Origin of the sequence: Gemmata obscuriglobus (assembly GCF_008065095.1) — a bacterium.
GTDB lineage: Bacteria > Planctomycetota > Planctomycetia > Gemmatales > Gemmataceae > Gemmata > Gemmata obscuriglobus.
Map to the genome: position 1 here is coordinate 7,005,355 of NZ_CP042911.1, position 19,189 is coordinate 7,024,543.

At 67.4% G+C, this 19,189-nt stretch carries 23 protein-coding genes and 1 riboswitch; of the genes, 9 read left to right on the top strand and 14 right to left on the bottom strand.

Annotated features, from left to right (window positions below):
• Positions 1 to 221: 221 nt before the first annotated feature.
• From GobsT_RS28925 to groL, 4 genes are all read left to right on the top strand, one after another.
• Positions 222 to 1,004 (top strand): DNA alkylation repair protein, encoded by a 783-nt coding sequence (locus GobsT_RS28925; RefSeq protein WP_010051738.1) that lies wholly within the window; start codon positions 222 to 224, stop codon positions 1,002 to 1,004.
• 3 nt (positions 1,005 to 1,007) lie between these two features.
• Positions 1,008 to 1,460, top strand: a complete 453-nt coding sequence (locus GobsT_RS28930; protein WP_010051740.1) for a response regulator — start codon at positions 1,008 to 1,010, stop codon at positions 1,458 to 1,460.
• 159 nt (positions 1,461 to 1,619) lie between these two features.
• A complete protein-coding gene (locus GobsT_RS28935) occupies positions 1,620 to 1,913 on the top strand; it encodes a co-chaperone GroES (RefSeq protein ID WP_010051742.1) in 294 nt (97 codons plus the stop codon).
• A gap of 47 nt (positions 1,914 to 1,960) precedes the next feature.
• A complete protein-coding gene (groL, locus tag GobsT_RS28940) occupies positions 1,961 to 3,598 on the top strand; it encodes a chaperonin GroEL (protein WP_010051744.1) in 1,638 nt (545 codons plus the stop codon).
• A gap of 422 nt (positions 3,599 to 4,020) precedes the next feature.
• On the opposite strand, the gene GobsT_RS28945 is transcribed toward groL, so the two are convergent.
• Entirely contained in the window at positions 4,021 to 4,416 is a 396-nt protein-coding gene (locus GobsT_RS28945; protein ID WP_010044968.1) for a BON domain-containing protein, read from the bottom strand.
• A 90-nt stretch (positions 4,417 to 4,506) separates the two neighbouring features.
• On the bottom strand, positions 4,507 to 4,851 hold the full coding sequence (locus GobsT_RS28950; protein WP_010044966.1) for a hypothetical protein: 345 nt from the start codon (positions 4,849 to 4,851) through the stop codon (positions 4,507 to 4,509).
• Positions 4,852 to 5,036: 185 nt separating this feature from the next.
• On the opposite strand from GobsT_RS28950, the gene GobsT_RS28955 reads away from it, so the two are divergent.
• From GobsT_RS28955 to GobsT_RS40045, 3 genes are all read left to right on the top strand, one after another.
• Positions 5,037 to 5,417, top strand: a complete 381-nt coding sequence (locus tag GobsT_RS28955; protein ID WP_010035721.1) for a hypothetical protein — start codon at positions 5,037 to 5,039, stop codon at positions 5,415 to 5,417.
• Between the two features lie 88 nt (positions 5,418 to 5,505).
• Positions 5,506 to 6,480, top strand: coding sequence for a hypothetical protein (locus GobsT_RS28960; protein WP_010044964.1), 975 nt, complete (start codon positions 5,506 to 5,508; stop codon positions 6,478 to 6,480).
• Positions 6,456 to 6,665: a hypothetical protein gene (locus GobsT_RS40045; RefSeq protein WP_010044962.1), complete on the top strand. Its 210-nt coding sequence runs from the start codon at positions 6,456 to 6,458 to the stop codon at positions 6,663 to 6,665. The genes GobsT_RS28960 and GobsT_RS40045 overlap by 25 nt, the downstream gene beginning before the upstream one ends.
• A gap of 63 nt (positions 6,666 to 6,728) precedes the next feature.
• Here the strand turns inward: GobsT_RS40045 and GobsT_RS28965 are convergent, their stop codons facing one another.
• The 9 genes from GobsT_RS28965 to thrC form a co-directional block, all read right to left on the bottom strand.
• A complete protein-coding gene (locus GobsT_RS28965) occupies positions 6,729 to 7,871 on the bottom strand; it encodes an aminotransferase class V-fold PLP-dependent enzyme (RefSeq protein WP_010044959.1) in 1,143 nt (380 codons plus the stop codon).
• A complete protein-coding gene (locus tag GobsT_RS28970; protein WP_010044957.1) occupies positions 7,868 to 8,185 on the bottom strand; it encodes a hypothetical protein in 318 nt (105 codons plus the stop codon). Before GobsT_RS28970 ends, GobsT_RS28965 begins: the two co-directional genes overlap by 4 nt.
• Positions 8,182 to 8,787, bottom strand: a complete 606-nt coding sequence (locus GobsT_RS28975; protein ID WP_010044955.1) for a Uma2 family endonuclease — start codon at positions 8,785 to 8,787, stop codon at positions 8,182 to 8,184. Before GobsT_RS28975 ends, GobsT_RS28970 begins: the two co-directional genes overlap by 4 nt.
• A 181-nt stretch (positions 8,788 to 8,968) precedes the next feature.
• Entirely contained in the window at positions 8,969 to 10,024 is a 1,056-nt protein-coding gene (locus GobsT_RS28980) for a ThiF family adenylyltransferase (RefSeq protein ID WP_010044954.1), read from the bottom strand.
• A 65-nt stretch (positions 10,025 to 10,089) separates the two neighbouring features.
• A complete protein-coding gene (locus GobsT_RS28985; protein ID WP_010044952.1) occupies positions 10,090 to 10,425 on the bottom strand; it encodes a hypothetical protein in 336 nt (111 codons plus the stop codon).
• A gap of 14 nt (positions 10,426 to 10,439) precedes the next feature.
• On the bottom strand, positions 10,440 to 10,718 hold the full coding sequence (locus GobsT_RS28990; protein WP_010044950.1) for a ubiquitin family protein: 279 nt from the start codon (positions 10,716 to 10,718) through the stop codon (positions 10,440 to 10,442).
• Positions 10,719 to 10,721: 3 nt separating this feature from the next.
• On the bottom strand, positions 10,722 to 10,994 hold the full coding sequence (locus tag GobsT_RS28995; RefSeq protein WP_010044949.1) for a ubiquitin-like small modifier protein 1: 273 nt from the start codon (positions 10,992 to 10,994) through the stop codon (positions 10,722 to 10,724).
• Positions 10,995 to 11,015: 21 nt separating this feature from the next.
• Entirely contained in the window at positions 11,016 to 11,384 is a 369-nt protein-coding gene (locus GobsT_RS29000) for a hypothetical protein (RefSeq protein ID WP_010044948.1), read from the bottom strand.
• Entirely contained in the window at positions 11,381 to 12,652 is a 1,272-nt protein-coding gene (gene thrC, locus GobsT_RS29005; protein WP_010044947.1) for a threonine synthase, read from the bottom strand. The genes GobsT_RS29000 and thrC overlap by 4 nt, the downstream gene beginning before the upstream one ends.
• A gap of 170 nt (positions 12,653 to 12,822) precedes the next feature.
• Positions 12,823 to 12,986: riboswitch (SAM riboswitch) on the bottom strand.
• Positions 12,987 to 13,170: 184 nt separating this feature from the next.
• Between thrC and GobsT_RS29010 the strand changes: the two genes are divergently transcribed.
• Positions 13,171 to 14,409, top strand: a complete 1,239-nt coding sequence (locus tag GobsT_RS29010) for a patatin-like phospholipase family protein (RefSeq protein WP_010044946.1) — start codon at positions 13,171 to 13,173, stop codon at positions 14,407 to 14,409.
• A gap of 27 nt (positions 14,410 to 14,436) precedes the next feature.
• On the opposite strand, the gene GobsT_RS29015 is transcribed toward GobsT_RS29010, so the two are convergent.
• Positions 14,437 to 16,683, bottom strand: a complete 2,247-nt coding sequence (locus tag GobsT_RS29015) for an inositol monophosphatase family protein (protein WP_010044944.1) — start codon at positions 16,681 to 16,683, stop codon at positions 14,437 to 14,439.
• A gap of 158 nt (positions 16,684 to 16,841) precedes the next feature.
• Between GobsT_RS29015 and GobsT_RS29020 the strand changes: the two genes are divergently transcribed.
• On the top strand, positions 16,842 to 17,558 hold the full coding sequence (locus GobsT_RS29020) for an arginyltransferase (protein WP_010044942.1): 717 nt from the start codon (positions 16,842 to 16,844) through the stop codon (positions 17,556 to 17,558).
• Between the two features lie 8 nt (positions 17,559 to 17,566).
• Here GobsT_RS29020 and GobsT_RS29025 read toward each other — a convergent pair whose 3' ends face one another.
• Complete coding sequence (locus GobsT_RS29025; RefSeq protein WP_010044939.1) at positions 17,567 to 18,400, bottom strand: TIGR02452 family protein; 834 nt, start codon at positions 18,398 to 18,400, stop codon at positions 17,567 to 17,569.
• Between the two features lie 55 nt (positions 18,401 to 18,455).
• Positions 18,456 to 18,812 carry a TfoX/Sxy family protein gene (locus tag GobsT_RS29030; RefSeq protein ID WP_010044933.1) on the bottom strand — a complete coding sequence of 119 codons (357 nt, stop codon included), beginning with the start codon at positions 18,810 to 18,812 and terminating at the stop codon, positions 18,456 to 18,458.
• Positions 18,813 to 19,189: the final 377 nt, after the last annotated feature.

Below are 19,189 nucleotides of genomic sequence, written 5' to 3' on the forward strand. Positions count from 1 at the left end.
GCAAAAAAGCACAAAAGGAAAGCGAAGACGAAGACCAGAGGCGTATTTTTGAACACACTCTTTTATCTTTGCCTTTGGTTCTCTTGTGTGCCCTTCTCTCTTCTACCTTGGTTTCCTTTTGTGCTCTTTGTGCTTTTTTGCGGCCAAGCTGTCTTCTGTCTCCGTCTTCGGTTTCCTTTCGTGCTTTTTTGCGGCCAATCTTGTTTTTCCATTGGAGGCCCATGGTGAGTGAAGAGCGAAAGGGCGTGTCGCGGCGGGCAGACATTCCGTCCGAGTTGCTGGCACAACTCAACGCCGGGACCGCGGCGTCCGCGACGCTCGCCGAAGGGCTCGCGATCGACTTCGCGGCGCTGCTGGTTTCGGCAGTCCCGGATATGCCCGCAGAGTCGGTAGAACTGGTCCGCGGCATGGCCGACCAGGGGATCACGCGGCGCATGGACGCGGTGGGCGAACTCCTCCTTCAGCACCTCACGCTCGACCGGTTACCGTTGCTGACGGCTCATGCGTCCGACACCGTTCGCGGGTGGGCGTGTTACGTCATCGGCCGCGCGCCCAAGCTCAAACTGAATGCGAAACTGGACCTGATCCGCCCGCTCGCCGACGACCGGCACTTTGGGGTGCGGGAGTGGGCGTGGATGGCGATCCGGCCGCACCTCGCCAAGAACGTCGGGCACGCAGTCAAGGCTCTCACGCCGTGGGCCGAACACCCGTCGCCCAACGTGCGGCGGTTCGCGAGCGAAGCGACCCGGCCGCGCGGCGTGTGGTGCGCCCACATCGACGCGCTCAAACAGAACCCGGAACTGGGGCTGCCGATTCTGGAACCGCTCAAGGCCGATCCGGCGAAGTACGTTCAGGACTCGGTCGGCAACTGGCTCAACGACGCCGCCAAGAGCCAACCCGTCTGGGTGAAAGAGTTGTGCCTCCGCTGGCAGCAGGAATCAGCGGCCGATACGACCGCAGCCGTCTGCAAACGGGCGCTGCGAAACGTGCGCGTGGGGAAATGACCAATGCCCATCGCCCTCATGCTCGAAGACGAAGCCGAGCGGCTGGTCCGCTTCCGCGCGGTCGCGGCCCGGCTCGGTTGTGAACTCGTGTGCTGGCCGAACGCACACCGCATGATCGCCGAAATGGGCGAACGGCTCGCAGAGGCCGCGTTCATTTCACTCGACCACGATCTTGAACCGGAAGACGCAACCGACCCCGGCGACGGTCTCGATGTCGCCAAGCACCTCGCGGGACTGTCGCCAACGTGCCCGGTGATCGTTCACACCAGTAATGGCGCCCGCGGCGACAGCATGATGGGCGAGTTTGAACTCGCAGGCTGGAGACACCACCGCGTCCTGCCGATCGGCGACGATTGGATTGAAGTTGATTGGGCGTGGCACGCGCGGAACCTACTTCGACGCGCGAATAGGGTGCGTCGAACCACTGACAAACCGTCAGCCCCGCCCGGCGATTGAGCCGCAATCCTGGCAGGATGAGCCACCCCGCCTCACACATCGTATTCCATAAGTCACTACCCAATAGCAACTTCAGGCGACCCAATCGCGTGGGCACGCTTGTTGCATATTGGGCGCCATCATTCGGTCACCCCGTAAGTTTCAGTGTGAGGAATCGGAATGGGCCTGCAACCGATCGGCGACCGCATCGTCGTTCGCCGCGAAGCCGCCGAAGAGAAGACGGCCGGCGGCATCCTCCTGCCCGACAGCGCCAAGAACAAGCCCCAGCGCGGTGCGGTTGTCGCGGTCGGCCCGGGCAAGCTCAAGCCGGACGGCACCCGCGTCCCGATGCAGCTCAAGGTCGGCGACAAGGTGCTGTTCACCTCGTGGGCCGGGGACGAGTTCAAAGGCCCCAAGAACGACGGCGAAATCCTGCTCATGCACGAAGGCGACGTGATGTGCGTGATCGCGTGACCGCGGCACCGGCATAAGCACCGAACACCCAACCGAGAGGTTTGACGATGGCAGCGAAGCAGATCGCGTTCGACCAGGAAGCCCGCGACGCCATGAAGCGGGGCATCACCAAGCTGGCCCGCGCCGTGAAGGTGACGCTCGGGCCGAAGGGCCGCAACGTCATCATCCAGAAGTCCTTCGGCAGCCCGACCGTCACCAAGGACGGGGTGACCGTGGCGAAGGAGATCCAGCTCCCCGACCACTACGAGAACATGGGCGCCGCGATGGTCAAGGAGGTCGCCTCCAAGACCAGCGACGTGGCCGGCGATGGCACCACCACCGCGACCGTGCTCGCCGAAGCGATCTTCAAGGAGGGGCTCAAGGCGGTCGTCGCCGGCACCAACCCGATGCTCATGAAGCGCGGGATGGAAAAGGCCGTCGAGGACATCGTCGCCAAGCTCAAGGAGATGAGCATCCCGGTCGGCGGGAAGAAGGGCCTCGAAAACGTCGCGACCGTCGCCGCCAACGGCGACGCCGAGATCGGCAAGAAGCTCGCCGAGGCGATGGACAAGGTCGGCAAGGACGGGGTCATCACCGTCGAAGAGGCCAAGACCATCGAGACGAACTACGAGTTCGTCGAGGGGATGCAGTTCGACCGCGGCTACCTGTCGCCGTACTTCATCAACAACCCGGAAACGATGGAGTGCGAGCTCGAGGACGCCTACGTCCTCGTGTACGAGAAGAAGATCAGCGCCGCCCGCGACATGCTCCCGATCCTGGAGAAGGTCGTCGGCCAGGGCAAGCCGCTCCTGATCATCGCCGAAGAGGTGGACGGCGAGGCGCTCGCGCTGCTGGTCGTGAACGTCATCAAGTCGAACTACCAGATCAAGGTCTGCGCGGTCAAGGCGCCGGGCTACGGCGACCGCCGCAAGGCCATGCTCCAGGACATCGCCGTGCTGACCGGCGGTAAGGCGATCTTCGAAGACCTGGGCATGAAGCTCGAAACGGTCACGATGGAGGACCTGGGCACCGCGAAGAAGATCAAGGTGGACAAGGACAACACCACCGTGATCGAAGGCGCCGGCACCGCGGCCGCCATCAAGGAGCGGATCGCGACCATCCAGAAGGAGCTGGACAAGAGCACCAGCGACTACGACAAGGAGAAGCTGAGCGAGCGGATCGCGAAGCTGTCCGGCGGCGTGGCTAAGATCAACGTCGGCGGCGCCACCGAGAGCGAGGTCAAGGAAAAGAAGATGCGGGTCGAGGACGCGATGCACGCGACCAAGGCCGCGCACCAGGAAGGCATCCTGCCCGGCGGCGGCACCGCCCTGCTCCGCTCCAGCACCGGCCTGAAGGCCCCGGAAGGCCTGACGGACGACGAGAAGGCCGGCTACAAGATCATCATCGATGCGTGCCGCGCCCCGGTGAAGCAGATCGCCGAGAACGCCGGCGTGGACGGCAACGTGGTGGCGAAGGAAGTGCTCGCCAAGGACGAGAAGAACTACGGGTACGACGCCCGCGCCGACCGCTACGTCGACATGGTGGCCACCGGCATCATCGACCCGACGAAGGTGGTCCGCAGCGCCCTCCAGAACGCCGCCAGCGTCGCGACCCTGCTCCTCACCTCCGACGCGATCATCGCGGAAGAGCAAGAGAAGAAGAGCAAGAAGGACCCGGCCCCGGGCGCCTACGACGACATGTACTAAGCCCAAAGGGCTGGTAACAAGCCGTGTTAACGTGCCGGGGCCGGTTACTCGCAAGGGTAACCGGCCCCGGCACGTTTCACAGCCTCGCAACGAATCCCGCCGTTTCGAGTGGATACACGATCCGGTTACTGGTGTCGGCTTTGCTTTTGTGGCCCAGACATTCCTGCCTGTGCGGCCTTCTCGCGCCGCCCAGACAGGAATGTCTGGGCCACAAGAAACAGACACCACCACCCGGCAGTGAATGAGAGATGCAAAACGTAATCGGGCCGCGGCCCTGGGACCGCGGACGTCCCGTCCGCACGTTGGCATATGGAACCGCAACACGGCACCCCGCCAAGCTGTCCTCACCGCAGCAGCAAACGGAATGTCCACAACGCCGGGAGCCCCGCCATCTGACTCAATCCGACGCCCAGCAAAAATAGCTACTCGACGGGCGCGGCGAGTTCGTCCACCACCTCATCGACACCGACGGTGTTCCGCGCCACCCCAACGGCCAGGCGCTTCACGTTGGCGTTCGGCACCACGCCGCGGAGCGTCACCACGTTGCCCTCGGCGGTGACCGTGAACTCGACGCCCACGAACCGCTTGTCGGCCGCTAGCCGGGCGCGAACGGCCTCGTCGGCGCGAGTGGGTAGCTCTTTACGCAGTGCGTCCACCGGCGCGGACACGTTCACCCCATGCGGCAGTGCATTACGGAGTTTCGCCACCGTCAGCCGCGACACCGCCGCGAGCTTGTCACCGTCGGACGCCTTGAACTTGCTGCCGACCAGCAACAGGAACAGGGCCACCAGAATCATCACGGAGGCGAACTGGCGCATGACGACACCGGGCGGAACGCGAGGGGCGAGTTCCGTTCAGTATGTCCGTCCCGCGGCTCGGGCGCAAGAGCTTCGAGGAGAAGGGAAACGTCAGGCGGCGTCCGCCGGGGACGGTTGCAGCGGCCACAGCACCCGGCGCAGGGTGTCGTCCGGGTCGTCTTCATCCGGCGATTCGAGTACGATCGTGACTCGGGGCAAGAGCCCGTGCCGCGCGAGAACGTCTTTCACGACGATCAGTGCCGCGTCGGGGGCGGTGATGGATTCCAACGGAATGTTGATGAACCCCGCGTCGGTCGCCCCGCGTCCGCATTCTCCCGCGGCGCGCGCGAGAAGGGCCGCGTCGAGGTCGTGTTCGAGCCGAGTCCGCAGGTCGAAATCCTCGTCCGTTCCAAACGCCCCGTTCACCGGCAGCCGAACTACCATCCCGAACGTCATTGCGAGTCTCCATGACGACGTGATGTGCCATCCATGAAATTACCCGGTCGGGCGTGTGAAGAACAAGAACGTTGCGACTCGATTTCGAGGTCACGCCACGGTTTGCAGTAGGCCTTGCGGTCCTCGGGGCACGGGATAGGAAAAGCGCGGGGCGATTTCGCCGCAACTCTCGTGCGGGGCGAGTCATGAGCACACCGCGTTTCACGGCCGAGGAACTCGACCGCCTTCGAGCACTGGCGGCGGAGTGGGGCAAAATCGTTTCCAAGCGGGCGTTCGGGGACGACGGGCCGGGATTGGACGTGGACTTCCGGACGATGGAGCAGATCGCCACCGCGGCGGCACAAGGGCTCACCGAAGGTGCCCTCCAGCAGATGCTCCACCAGCAGGCCCGGAAGGTGCCCGAACAGGTTCCGTGTCCGGTGTGTGGCGAGCCGTGCCCGACCCGACCACACACCCGCACCCTGGCGGCCCAAGGGGCCACGGTTCAACAGGCCGAACGGATCGCCCATTGTCCCGCCTGCCGGCGGGACTTTTTCCCCCCTGCGGCTGGCCCTCGGGCTGGATGAGCACGGGTACAGTTCCTCGGTCGTTCAACGCATCGTCACGGCCGCCGCCCGGTTCTCCTCGTTCCGGGATGCCGCCGAGGCGGTGCGGATGACCGGGGTCACGATCAGCGACAACCAGGTGCGCCGACTGGCTCACGAGGTCGGGCACGAGTTGATCGCGCGGCGCGATCGGAAGGCGGTCGAGCACCGGCGCCGCCAGTTAGAGCCGCGGACCGTGGTGGTGCCCGTGGCCGTGGTGGTCGAGGTCGATGGGGGGCGCATCCGCACCCGCGCCGCGGGCGCCGGCCCGGGTGTTCACGAGGCCCAGAACAAGGAGGACAAGGTGGCGTGCCTGGCCACCCTGAGTGGCCCCACGTTCGCCACGGACCCGTGCCCCGAGCCGCCCGAGTCGTTCCGCTGCCCGCGCCGGGTGCGGCGCCTGGTGCAGCAGATGAAGGGCCCGGCGGGCGAGGTCGCGCCCCCGGAAACCGTGGACGAATCGACGCCCCCGGTGCCGGCCGGGGAACCCGAAGGGGCCGAGCGGTGGTCCCCGACACGGTTGGTGCGGACGTGCGTGGCGAGCCTGGAGGGGAGTACCGCGTTCGGCCCGATGATGGCCGCCGAGGCCCAGGAGCGGCGCTTCTATGAGGCCCCGCGTCGGGCGTTCGTAGCCGACGGTCAGGCGTACAACTGGACCATCTGGCGCGGGTACTTTGGTGCGTTCGAGCCGATCGTGGATTTCCTGCACGCGGTGTGTTACGTGTTCTCGTCGGCCGCGGCCGTGAGCCCCGATGAGGCGTCGGGTTGGTCCCAATACGTGGCCTGGATGCGCGCGTGCTGGCAGGGTCGCGTTGGAGAAGTGCTCACCGAACTGGATCAGTGGCAGGCGCGGCTGGGTGAGCCCCCACCGGGTGAGGCGGCGACGGCCGAGGAGCGCCGGGACCCGCGCCGGGTGGTGGCGCACGCGCGGACCTACTTGGGGAACAATCGGGATCGCATGGCGTACCCGCGATACCGGCGCAACGGGCTACCGACGACGAGTAGCTGGTCGAGTCACTGGTGGGCGAGATCAACGCCCGGGTGAAGAGCACACAGAAGCATTGGACCCGGCCCGACGGTGCCGAATCGATCCTGCAACTGCGGGCCGCCGTGCTGAGCCAAGACGACCGGCTCCCACGGTTCTTCGCCGAACGGCCGGGCTCCTCGTTCCGCAAACGAGATACACTCTGCCACAAATCAGAGGGTGCCACAGCACAAACCGTGGCGTGACCTCCTCGATTTCCGGGCGCTCTCGCCGCAACCGAATTGCAAGCACGAAACGGTCAACGGAACTCATACGCTCGTGATCTGCTTCAGCGCGTCGGCCAGCACGTCGATATCGGCGGCGGTGCTGAACGGCCCCGGGCTGACCCGCACCAAGCCGTCAGGAGCGGTGCCAAGCGCCTTATGGACGTACGGCGAACAGTGCAAGCCGGGGCGCACCGCGATGTTAAACGACTGGTCGAGCACACCCGCGAATTCCGGCGCCGGGAGGAGTTCACACCGAAAGCTCAGCGCACCGACGCGCTGTGCCTCGTTCGCGTGGCCGAACACCTCGAACCCGGGCAGTTCCGCAAGGGCGCCCCGCAGGCGCTCGCACAGCTCCGTTTCGTGCCGGCGGATGCTCTCGACGCCGCGCGCTTCGACGAAGTCCAGCCCGGCGACCAGCCCCACGACGCCGAGCACGTTGGGCGTACCACCTTCAAGGTAGTGCGGGAAGTCGGTTGGTTGCGTGGGGGTGAGCGAGTCGCCCCCGGTGCCGCCCTCGCGCCACGGCCGGAGCGTCACGCGCGGCCCGACGTACAGTGCGCCGGTCCCCGTGGGGCCGAGCAGCGACTTGTGCCCCGGGAACGCGAGCAGATCGATGTGCGCGGCCTGGACATCGACCGCGATCGCCCCCGCGGTCTGTGCGGCGTCGACCAGAAACAGCACGTCGCGCTCGCGGCAGATGCGCCCCACGTCGGTGATCGGCTGCACGGTGCCGAGCACGTTGCTGGCGTGGGTCATCGCGACGAGCCGGGTCTTCGGCCCGATCGCGGCGCGCACCGCTTCGGGGTCGATCGTGCCGCCGCTGTCGGCCGGAACGCGTGTCAGGGTGATGCGCCCGGCTTCCGCGAGCGCCACCAGCGGGCGCGACACGCTGTTGTGTTCGAGGTCCGTGGTGATGACGTGGTCGCCGTCGTTCAGTACGCCCTTGAACGCCATGTTGAGGGCGTCGGTGCAGTTGAGCGTGAACGCCCAGCGTTCCGGGTTGCGGCCGTTGAAGAAGCGGTTGAGCCGGTGCCGCGCGTCGGAGAGGGCGTGCTCGGACTCCAGCGCCATCCGGTGCCCCGAGCGCCCCGGGTTGGCGAGCGAGTGCCGCGCGAAGCGGTCCATCGCGACGTACACGCTCTCGGGCTTCGGGAAGCTGGTCGCGGCGTTATCGAGGTAGATCATGATGAACCGTCGGCCGGCCCGAACCGGCTATGGAGGATCGCCCAGAGCGCAAAGCCGTGCCGCTCTTCTGGCAACACGCGGTCGAGAAACAGGTACAGCAGGTGTTGCTGTTCGCCCGACAAGTCCGCCAGGCGGAACCGCACGTCGCAAGCGTTGGAAACAGGCGGGTGGTAACCGTGATCGACGAACCGCCACCATGTCAGCCGGTCCGCCCAGACCTCACGCGGGACGCCGACGGCGATGAGATCGGCCTCGTTAGCCGCCACCCACAGGCGCCACTCGCGTTCGCCCTGCTTGTCGCGGCGGAAGCTCAAGGCAGCAAATCGGTTACTGAGATTGTACCGACCTGCTCGCCGTCAACTACTACGGGCACCACGTCGCCCGGGCCGTAGTCGGCGCGTGTCTTGTACGTCGGGTTCTTGCCGCCCTTCGGTTGCGTGTACACTTCCACGCACCGATCCACGAGATTTACGATCCAGTACACGGGCAACTTGGCCTTCGCGTACTGCGGGATTTTCAACCGCCGGTCCTCGTCGAGCGAAGTGTCAGACACCTCAATGACGATCGTCACGTCCTTTTCCGTCGGGTGCCGCTTCGTGTACTGCTGTTTCGGCGCCTGGACGACGGCGACGTCCGGCTCAGGTGCGTTGTCGCCGGGGAGCCGCACCGGCAGTTGCGTGCGCGTCGTCCACTCGGCCGGGAGCAAATCGGCGATGGCGCTGTTGGTCACATCGACCGTACCGGCGTGCTGAGGGTTGTGGGCCATCTTGTCCACCAGCCAGCCGTCGATCAGCTCGGAGCGGTCGCCGGGGGTGAAGAACCCGATCGCCGTCAGCCGCTCGTACTCCTCGATCGTGAACCGGTGAACGGAGCGCGGGGGGGCGTCGGCAGGCAGCGGCGCGACCTTCGTTCCCATGCGGATACCTCCTACCGCAAGAATCTTACGCCCCACCCGGACGGCCGCGCACACCAGCGAGCCTCTGCCCCGCTGGTATGCGCCGGGCGTGCGTCCGGGGTTCACGCGGAACCGGCTCGCGTCGGTCATGCGTGCCAGAGACCCGCGCTCCGGCGCCGGCACCTTTCAACCGGATTCGGCATCAGTGCCCGACGTACTTGGCGTACAGCGTGCGGGCCTTGTCCGGCTCGTCGGTGCCCTTGATGATCGCCCGGCCGTCCTCGAACACCGTGAACTCGTACGGGTCGCCGTTCTCGACCAGTTGGAACTTCAGCAGGAACTTGTTGTAGCTCACCTCGCCCGACTGCTTCAGCACGCCCGCGAGGTACGCGAAGTCGAGCTTGCCCTTCGTCCGGTGGCTCACTTGCACCGCGTTGCGGCCGCACAGCGACGTGGTCTGGGTGCCGTGCGCGCCGTCGAGCCACTCGAAGTTACGCTTCGCGCAGCACGGGCACTGCCCCTTGCGCCCCGCGAGCGGCGCCACCTTCACGCGCTTGTTGGTGTTCTCCCACACGTCGAGGATCAGCAGCTCGCGATTCACCGCGGCCTTGTTGCCGGACAGCAGCTTGATCGCCTCGGTGGCCTGGTAGCTTGCGACGATGGCGACCGCCGGCCCGAGCACGCCGGCCGTCTCACACGTCCCGGTCTCGCCCGGGGCCGGTGCGGCCTCAAACACGCACCGCAGGCACGGCGTCTCGCCCGGGATGATGGTCATGCTCATCCCCTGGCTGCCCACCGCCCCGCCGTAGACCCACGGCTTCCCGTGCTTGAACGCCACGTCGTTGATGAGGTAGCGGATCTCGAAGTTGTCGCTGCCGTCGAGGATCAGGTCGGCGCCGTCGCAGAAGTCCTCAATGTTGGTGCGGTTGATGTCCGCGACGATCGGCTCCACCGTGACCGACGAGTTGATCGCGCGCAGTTTGGTGGCGGCGGCCTCGGCCTTCGGCAGGTTGCTGGTCACGTCGGACTCGTCGAACAGCACCTGCCGCTGCAAGTTCGACGGCTCGACGAAGTCGCGGTCGATGACCCGCACGAACCCCACACCGGCGCGCACGAGGGTGTTGGCGAGCACGGTGCCGAGCGCGCCGCACCCGCAGAGCGTGACGCGGCTGGCGAGCAGTTTCTCCTGCCCACCTTTGCCCAGACCCGGGAACCGCATCTGGCGGGAGTAACGTTCGAGAGGGTTCGCGTCGTTCATGGTGCGTTAAGTGAGAAAGGGGAGCGGCTCGCGCTCCCCTTTGAGTGTGTGGAGGTGGCGCCGGCCTACAGGCCTATTTCATTCTCTTTGAGGAACTCTTGCAGGAATCGCACGTGCTGTTTGGGCCACTTCTCTTCCCGCGCGAACCCGACCAGCGCGGCCATGTCCTCACGTACCCGCCGCAGGTCCGGCCCGTCGAGCCGCTGCATGTACGAGACGAGGTAGTGCATCGCCTCCTCGGCCACCGCCGGGTTCAGCACCCCCGGCTCGGACCCTTCGAGGAAGACGTAGCTGTGGATCGCGGCGAGCAAGAGCGGGTGGACGCCCAGCTCGGCCGGGATCAGCGGGAACACCGCGGCCCCGTCGGGCGCCTCTTCGGGCTTCTTCTCTTCGGCGGACATCCGGAGCCTCACGGTCAATCGCCGACGGCGTAAATCAGTACCAGCAGTTCGTCGTCGCCGTGAACCGCGTCAGGATCGTATCGCAACGACTCGCCGTCAGAATCGCGATACAGTTCGAACCACCCGTGCGGGTTACCGTCCGCGTCGATCAGCCGCTCGCTCAGCGACGGGAACCGCGCCGCGAGTTCGTGGTAGATAGCGGCCCACGTCTTGGCCGCAACTCGTACTTCAGCCGCCTTATGACCTTGCTGCTCGGGAGAAAAGTAGACGTTCGGCAGCAAAACGGTCGGCATACGTCACCCGCCCGCGACGGCGGGAATGAGCGCCACGATCACGCCGTCGGTCACCGCGGTGTCCATCTCGTCGAGGTAGCGGATGTCCTCGTCGTTCAGGAACACGTTGATGTACGGGCGGAGCTTGCCGTCCGCGAACAGCTTGGGCTCGACCCCGGGGTACTGGCGCACGAGGTCCGCGAGCGCGGCCTTCACGGTCGCGCCGGTCACGTCCACTTCCGCCTTCCCGCCGGTCTGCTCGCGCATCGGGGTCGGGATCTGAACCTTGATCGCCATACGATCCTCATCTCGCTTCGGTCATCGTGGGATAATCAGCATTATCCACATTCCGATAGTTAACAGCACCGCTACGCCCAGCCACACACGCCACAGCAGCGGGAGTTGGCGGAACGCGATCAGAGCATTGTTCTCGGCGCTGGCGCGGGCCACCATGCGGTTCGTCCACGGGAACAACAGCAAGCCGATGCCGGTCCAGGTTCCGCCGCCCGCGAACAGGCCTTGGAAAGCGATGACCGCACGAATCCGGACCCGGCCGGCGCCCTCGACGAACACCATGACGGCCATGATCGCGCCGAGGAGCAGAAGTGCCGCGCCCAGCGGGCGCGACTTTTTGTGCGGTCGATCGGGGTCCGGGCCGGCGTCCGGCCGTTCGCCGGGCGGGCTCACACCAGCACCGGTTCCGCAGCCCGCTCGCCCAGCCCGACCAGTTCCTTGAAGTCGGCCAGGGCCGGCTTGATGACCGCCGGCTCGTCGAGGGCGTCGAACACCGCGTCCTGGGTCTTGAGCCCGTTGCCGGTGATGCAGATCACGATCTCCTCGTGCCGCGGGATGCGGCCCGACTCGATCAGCTTCTTGGCGACCGCCAGCGTCGTCCCGCCGGCCGTCTCCGCGAACACGCCCTCGGTCTTCGCGAGGAGCTGCATCCCCTCCACGATCTCCGCGTCGGTCACGTCCTCGGCCCAGCCGCCGGTCTCGCGGATCAGCTTCGCCGCGAAGTACCCGTCGGCCGGGTCGCCGATGGCGAGGCTCTTGCAGATCGTGTTGGGGGTCCGCACCGGCTTGTGCCGCTCGCGGTTGCTCTTCACGCAGTCCGCGATCGGGTTGCAGCCGGCGGCCTGCGCCCCGTACATCTTGGTCGTGACCGGTTGGTCCACGAGCCCGAGCTTGCTCAGCTCGGTGAACCCCTTGTGGATCTTGCCGATCAGCGCGCCGCCGGCCATCGGGCAGACGACGTGCTGCGGGAACCGCCAGCCCAGGTCCTCGGCGATCTCGAACCCGACCGTCTTGGACCCTTCCGCGTAGAACGGGCGCAGGTTCACGTTCACGAACCCCCACCCGTACTCCATCACGATCTGGGTGCAGAGCCGGTTCACCTGGTCGTAGGTGCCGGACACCTTCACGACCTTCGCGCCGTACACCGCGGTGCCCAGGATCTTGACCCGCTCGAGGTCGGCCGGGACCAGGATGGTGGCCTCGAGCCCGGCGGACGCGGACAGCGCCGCGACGCTGTTGGCGAGGTTCCCGGTGCTGGCGCACCCGACCATCCGCATCCCGAGTTCGCGGGCCTTCGAGAGCGCGACGGAGACGACGCGGTCCTTGAACGAGAGGGTCGGGAAGTTGACCGCGTCGTTCTTGATCCACAGCCGCTCGACGCCCAGCGCGTCCGCGAGCCGGTCGGCGCGGATCAGCGGGGTGCCGCCGACCTGCGGGCCGACGGTCGGTTCGCCGTCGAGCGGGAGCAGCTCACGGTACCGCCACATGTTTTTGGGGCGCGACTGGAACTTGGCCCGGCTGACGTGCGGCTTGATCTTTTCGTAATCGTAGGCGACTTCGAGCGGCCCGGAATCGTCGGCGCAGAAGAAGTGCGCGCCCTTCGGGTACAGTTTGCCGCACACGCGACACTTCAGGCCCAGAACGAAGTCGTTACTCGCCACAGAAACACCCCTGGTGAGAGACAAACGCAACTCGCTTTTCGGAGCGAAGTTACGCGGTCGATTTCGTTACGGGGTGAGTGCTTAGCCAGATGCGCCGCAACGCGTCCCTGTGTGCGGCTGGGTGGTGAGATAAGAGTACGGCGGGGCCGTAAAGAACGGCCCTACACGAGATCTTATCTTCCCCGGCCATACCACGTCTCAGTTCGGGAGACGATGGCGTTTGCCGGGCAGGAGTTAGCACCTGCATCCGAGACCCGAGTTGTGTGCTCGAATCGAAACGGACCGGTTGCTGTGGCGTCGTCGGGCCTGGCCCCTCAGCCACTCTGGATAAGATACTCACCAACTTTAATTTTCAAAACGGCCGCTCGAACGCGGTGCGTTGGAAGAAGGATACGGTGATTCTGCCGCCCTGGCAACGCAAATTAGGGAAAATTGCGTCGTGGCTCACACGTTCGGCGCGTCGTTAGCGCGCCGAGAACCGCGTTGACACCGCACCCGGTCGCGGGTACGGAGCGGGCATGGTCACGTTGCGCGGTTGCGCCCGCTGGGCGGTCTTCGTGCTCCCCGTCATCGGTCTGGCGGCGCTCCTCGGGTGCGCGCCGGCGCCGCGCCCCGACGGCACGTCCCCCCGCCCCCACCGGGCGATGGCGTCCGCCGACGGCCCGGTGATCGTCCCGCCGGGGGCGGTGCTGGCGAACCCGTCGGACCTCGACGCGGGGCTGCGCAAGCCCCGGCACGTGCTCGCCCTGTCCAGCGGCGGGCTCTACGGCGCGTACTCCGCCGGCGTCCTCGACGGGTGGAGCCGGACCGGGCTGCGGCCCGAGTTCGACGTGGTCACCGGGACCAGCACCGGGGCGCTGATCGCCCCGTTCGCGTTCCTGGGCAGCCACTACGACGCGCAATCGATGAAGCTCTACACGGGGGTGCGCGCCGAGGACATTTTCCGCGCCCGGGCGTGGATCACGATCCCGTTCCGCGACGCCCTCGCCACCTCCGCCCCGCTCAAAAAGCTGATCGAATCGCAGGTCAACCAGGACCTCATGGCGGCGATCGCCGCGGAGCACCGCAAGGGCCGCCGGCTGTACGTCGGGACGACGGACCTGCGCACCAAACGGACGGTGATCTGGGACATGGGCGCGATCGCGTGCCGGCCGCCCTCCGAGGGGAGCGCGCTGTTCCGCGACGTGCTGCTGGCGTCCGCCTCGATCCCGGGCGTGGCCCCGCCGGTGCCGTTCCGCATCGAGGTCGACGGGCAGCAGGTCACCGAGTACCACACCGACGGCGGCATCACCGCGCCGCTGTTCGTCCCGCCGAACGTGTTCATGAGCGCCGCGCCCGAGCCGGGCGAGCCGCCGGCGTTCGCGGGCGCGGGGTTCTACGCCATCGTGGCCGGGAAGCTGTACCCGGACGAAGGGCCGGTGCGGCGCCGCATCCTCCCGGTCCTGGGGGCCAGCACCGCGGCGCTGCTCGCGGCCCACTGCCGGGCGGAGCTGGCGAACATGTACTGGCAGGCGCGGTACGCCGGGATGCGGTACCACATGATCGCGCTGAGCCAGGACGCGCACATTCAGCCCGATTCGGCCGTCAGCTTCGACCAGGACCTGATGAAGCGGCTGTACGAAGAGGGCCGGCGCGACGGCGAGGGCGGGCCGAACTGGCTGTACTCCCCGCCGGCGCTCAGCCCGTGCGACGGCGACTACGCCCGCGGCAGCTCCCGGCTCCGGACCATGCCCACGGTTCCGATTTCGGTGCCGTAACGGTGAGGCGATCTGCGCCCGTCGCGCTCACGCCTGCGGGGCGGCGGGCGTCTCGCCCAGCACTTCGCCGCCGTGCTTGGCGATTTGCGCCCGCACCAGGGCCGCCAGGGCGACGTGAATTCGGTCGTTGGCGCCCGCCACCGTACACGTTCGCTCTTCGCCACCGGACCTGAACACCAGTTGCGACACGCACGCCCCCGCCTCGTGTGCGATCAGCACCCCGGCCGCCACGTCGTAGTCGTTCGCGGTGATGATCGCCCCGGCCCCGCCGCTCCCGGCCATGTACGCCAGGATGAGCGCCACCGACCCGCTGTTGCGCACCGCCGCGTTCCGCACCACCAGTTCGCGGAACACCTCCGTCTGGGCACCCAGGTCGAGCCCGCGGGCCGAGTAATCGATGATCTGGTTGCGGAGCGGTTCGGCGGCGTCCACCGGCGCCGCGAACGCCGCCCCCCGGTGCTCGAAGTCGTTGCGCTCGATCACGAACGCCCCCTGCCCGCGCTCGGCCCAAAAAATGCGCCCCGACGCCGGGTGGCTCACCACGGCGTCGGTGGTGGACCACCCGGCCCCGGTCCACTCCTGGCACGCGAGCGAAACGCCGAACTCCTGCCGCCGGCCCAGGAAGTTGCGCGTCCCGTCGAGCGGGTCCACCAGAAAGCGGCGCGCGCCGGCGACCGGCGCGGTGTCGTCGGCGTCCCCGTGCTCTTCGCCGCAAAACCGGTACGCGGGGTAGTGCGCGTGCAGCACCCGCCGAACCCGCTCCTCGATCTCGTCGTCCACGGCACTCGCGATGTTGTGTTCGTCCTTGAACGTCGCGACCAGTTCGCCGGCGCCGCCGCGCGGGCCGAGCGAATGCGCCTCGAAGTGCCGCATGGCGATGGCGTTGGCCTCGAACGCGGCCTCGATCATCGCCCCGACGTGCCCGTAGTGCATGCCCCCCGGGAGCTTCCGCTTCACCACGCCGTCCCAGATCGGCTTCAGCACCGTGATGCGCGGGCTCACCTCCCCGCGCAGCGCCCCGAAGTACCGCCACATCTCTTTCCGCAGCGAGCCGTATTCGCCGAGCCACGCCCGCGGACCGTCCGGGTGCGCCCGGGCCTTCGCCACCAGCAGCCGCACGTACCGGGTGCTCCGGTCGGCGTCGCTGAGCCGGTCGGTGCGGCCGTCGAGCACGTCGCTCAACACCCCTTCGTAGCGGTCCAGCACGCCCTTGCAGTCGTCGTAGCGCCGCTCGAACACGTCGATCGCGTGCGGGGTGCGGAACTCCTCGCACAGCAGGTACCCGGCGATCATCCCGACCGACAAGTTCCGCCCGTGCTTCGGGTCGTACAGCCAGTCGTAGAAGCTCAGGATCTCGGTCAGCGTGTCGCGGTACCGGACGAGGCAGCCGCGCAACTGCTCGACCGCGAGGGCCGGGATCGTGGGCACGGTCGCGTCGTCGTCCGGGAGCCGCGCGTCCTCGAACAGTACCGGGAGCGCCCGCCCGGCCCGGTCGACCAGCGCCGGCCCGTGAACGTAGACCGTGGAGCAGAAGTCGCCGTTGGCGAACCCGGTCTCGGCGTTCGTCTCCACGAAGTGCGCGTCTTCGAGCGGTTGCGCGTAGGCGTCGCCCGACGTGAACGTCTCGGACGCGCCGCGCTCGATCGTCGCCTCGCCGAGGTAGGTTTTGCGGAGCGCCCCGCCGGCGTCGCGCCGGTAGCCCGCGTACACGGGCGCGGTGCGGCGGGTGTTCGCCCGGAGCGGGTCCGCGGGCGCGAGGTCCACGGCCGCGAGCAGGTCGCCGGACGGCCGGAACCCCGTGACGCGCCAGACGTGGTTGGTCAGCTCGCCGGTCACGACCGCCGACGCCATCTCGAACCGGTGCAGGTGGAGCCGCTCGAGCGACGCGAAGTTGGCCCCGCGCCAGTACACGTGGAGCCGCAGCTTGAAGCCCGCCGCGCGGTCGTCGGCGAGCACGAGCTTGTCGAACCCGATCGGGTGCGGGTACGAACGGGCCGCGATCGCCTTCAGCGCCTCTTCGTCCGCGAGTACGGAATCGACGACCGCGCGGACGACCCGTTTGTCGGCGAAGGTCCAGGTGAGGGCGCGCAGCGCCTCAACGTCGCCGGCGCGGTGGGCGCGGAAGTACGCCCGGAGCAGGTGCGACGCGCGACCAAGCGTGGGGTCTGCGAGGAACTCGTCCAGCAGGACGACGAGCCCGGGGAACCGCTCGGCCCGCCGGACGAAATAGTCGCGGGTGGCGGCGCGGGCGGACAGTTGCGGGTCGAACGGCATCGGGCGCCTCGCAGCGGGTGCTCGGTGTAATATGCGTCGCCCGGCGGGCGCACACAACCGCCGCCGGGCCGATTTCGCGCTCGCGCGGGGCGGGCGGCCAATTACAATTTCGGCACGCGGGTTCCCGTTCGGGGTGAGCGTTCGCAACCGGGGTGCGCATGGAATCGCTGTTGGTTTTCACCAGCCCGCCGAGCGCGTGCAGCTACCTGCCGGACCGGCGCGCGGCCCTCACCTACGAGATCGTCGCCCGGATGACGGCCGCGGAGTACCAGGAGCGGTTGAAGGCCGGGTGGCGGCGGTTCGGGTTCTCGCTGTTCCGCCCGACGTGCCCGTCCTGCACCGCGTGCCAGTCGCTGCGGGTACCGGTGGCCGCGTTCAAGCCCGACCGGTCGCAGCGCCGCTGCCTCGCGGCCAACGCGGGGGACGTGCGGCTCGAGATCGGCGCGCCCGAGGTGACGGACGACAAGCTCGACCTGTACGACCGGTTCCACGCGTTCCAGAGCGACCACGTGGGCTGGAACGACCACGGCCCGAAGAGCGCCGCGGACTACGCCGAGTCGTTCGTGGACAACCCGTTCGTGACGCAGGAGTGGTGCTACTACTTGGGCGAGAAGCTGGTGGGGGTGGGGTACGTCGACCGGTTCCCCGAGGGGCTGTCGCTGATCTACTTCTTCCACGACCCGGACGAGCGGGCGCGCTCGCTGGGCACGTTCAACGTGCTCTCGGCCCTGCGCGTGGCGGGCGAGCAGCACCTGCCGCACGTGTACCTGGGTTACTACGTGAAGGGGTGCCGGTCGCTGGAGTACAAGGGCCGGTTCCGGCCCCACGAGGTGCTCGGAGGGGACGGCGCGTGGCGGTCGGCCGTAGACGTTTGACTCCCGGGTTACACCGGCGGCGTCGGCGAGTGCGACCCGAACCGCTTCGCAAACGGGCCGATGAACCGCTCCTCGGCCGACGAGTCGAGCACCGCGAAAACGACCTTCGCGAAGCAGCCCGCGAACCGCCCCCGCAGCGCCTTCGCGAACAGCTCGGCAATGGCATCGGGCTCGTTCTTGAACACCCCGCAGCCCCACGCGCCGAGCACAATCGCATCGTGCCCGTGCCCCGCCATCAGTGTCAGCACTTTATCGATCCGCTCACGCATCTCGTCCCGCACCAGGCGCCGCTCGGAATCGCGGATCGCGCCGACGTTGACCGCCGGACTCGTTACGAACGCGCACAAGTAGGGGGCGTCGAGGAGTTCGCCCTCGTCGTCTTTGAACACCGGCACGGCGGGCGAGTAGATGGCGTAGTTCGTGTAGAACCCGCCCCCGGTGTGGGCGTGGTCGCGGTACATCGGGTTGCCGTTGATGCACGCGTACAGCGCCGACGCACGGCACAACGATTCCTCTTGCGCGCGGGCGCCGCCAAGGAAGCCGCCGCCGGGGTGACGGGCACTCGCGAAGTTGAGCGCGACCGGCCGGAAGCCCTCTCTGACGAGTTGGTGCGAGGCCGCGAGCGTGGTGTCGTTGACCGTCTCGAAGACGCCGGCCGCGCCCGAAGGATCGAACCGCGGGAGCGGTTCGTCGGGCGAGTAGGTGCGCGTGCCGTCGCGTGCGGCCTCAACAAGGTGGGCGATGGGAACCGTCTCGCCGCGTCGGTTCTGGTACCGCCCCGCGGCGACGATGTCGAGCGTGTCGCGTGCGATCGTGGCGGCCCGACTGCGTTTGGGATACATGCGTTGCTCCGTGTCGTGCGCTTCGGACACGGAACCGGCCGCGGAGGTTCGTTGGCTACTTCACAGGTAACGTGCGCACGAACGCCACGCACTGCTGAACCCAGTCGCGAAGTTCGTCGTCGGTGGCGCACCCGGCCGGTTCGACCTTCACCCACCCCCTCATGGGCTTACCGGTGATGTCGAACGGGCGCACGTTGGGGTCGCGAAGGGCCGCGACATCGTCGCCACCGAGCCGGGCGATCAGCCAGCGCTGCCACACGCCCACGCACACGTTCCCGTTCAGCAGCCACGCGATCCCACCGAACAGCTTTTTCTCGACCACGCTCCGGGTGCCGTTCAGAACCACACGCACCCGTTCGACGAGTTGCGGATCGGTCGTTGCCTTCGCGGACGTCTTGCGCGGACCTGGCATCGATGGGGCTCCTCGTGACCCGAGTTTACACAGCTCGTCCCTGGTGTTCAAACTGCGGCGGCACCTGCAAAAGAGCCTTACTTACTTGGTTCAGATTACCGGGCACCGAATCCCTGGCCCGGCCGAACTTTCGGCCGGCGGCGCGAAATGAACAGTTTCGCTGGACAAAATGCAACCGGCGACCGAAAGTCACTTGACCGCAAGGCGATTGCTTGCGAGAGTCTTAACATCCCGCCTCGCTCCGCGAACCGACACCGCGCACGGCCGAACCGCCCCGCACACCGAATTGGACCACGGGCCTTAGCCTCCCACCGACCGGCCGCTGCGTTGAACCGCTTGTGATGCGTTCAACCAGCCGCTCCCACCGACTTCGCTTC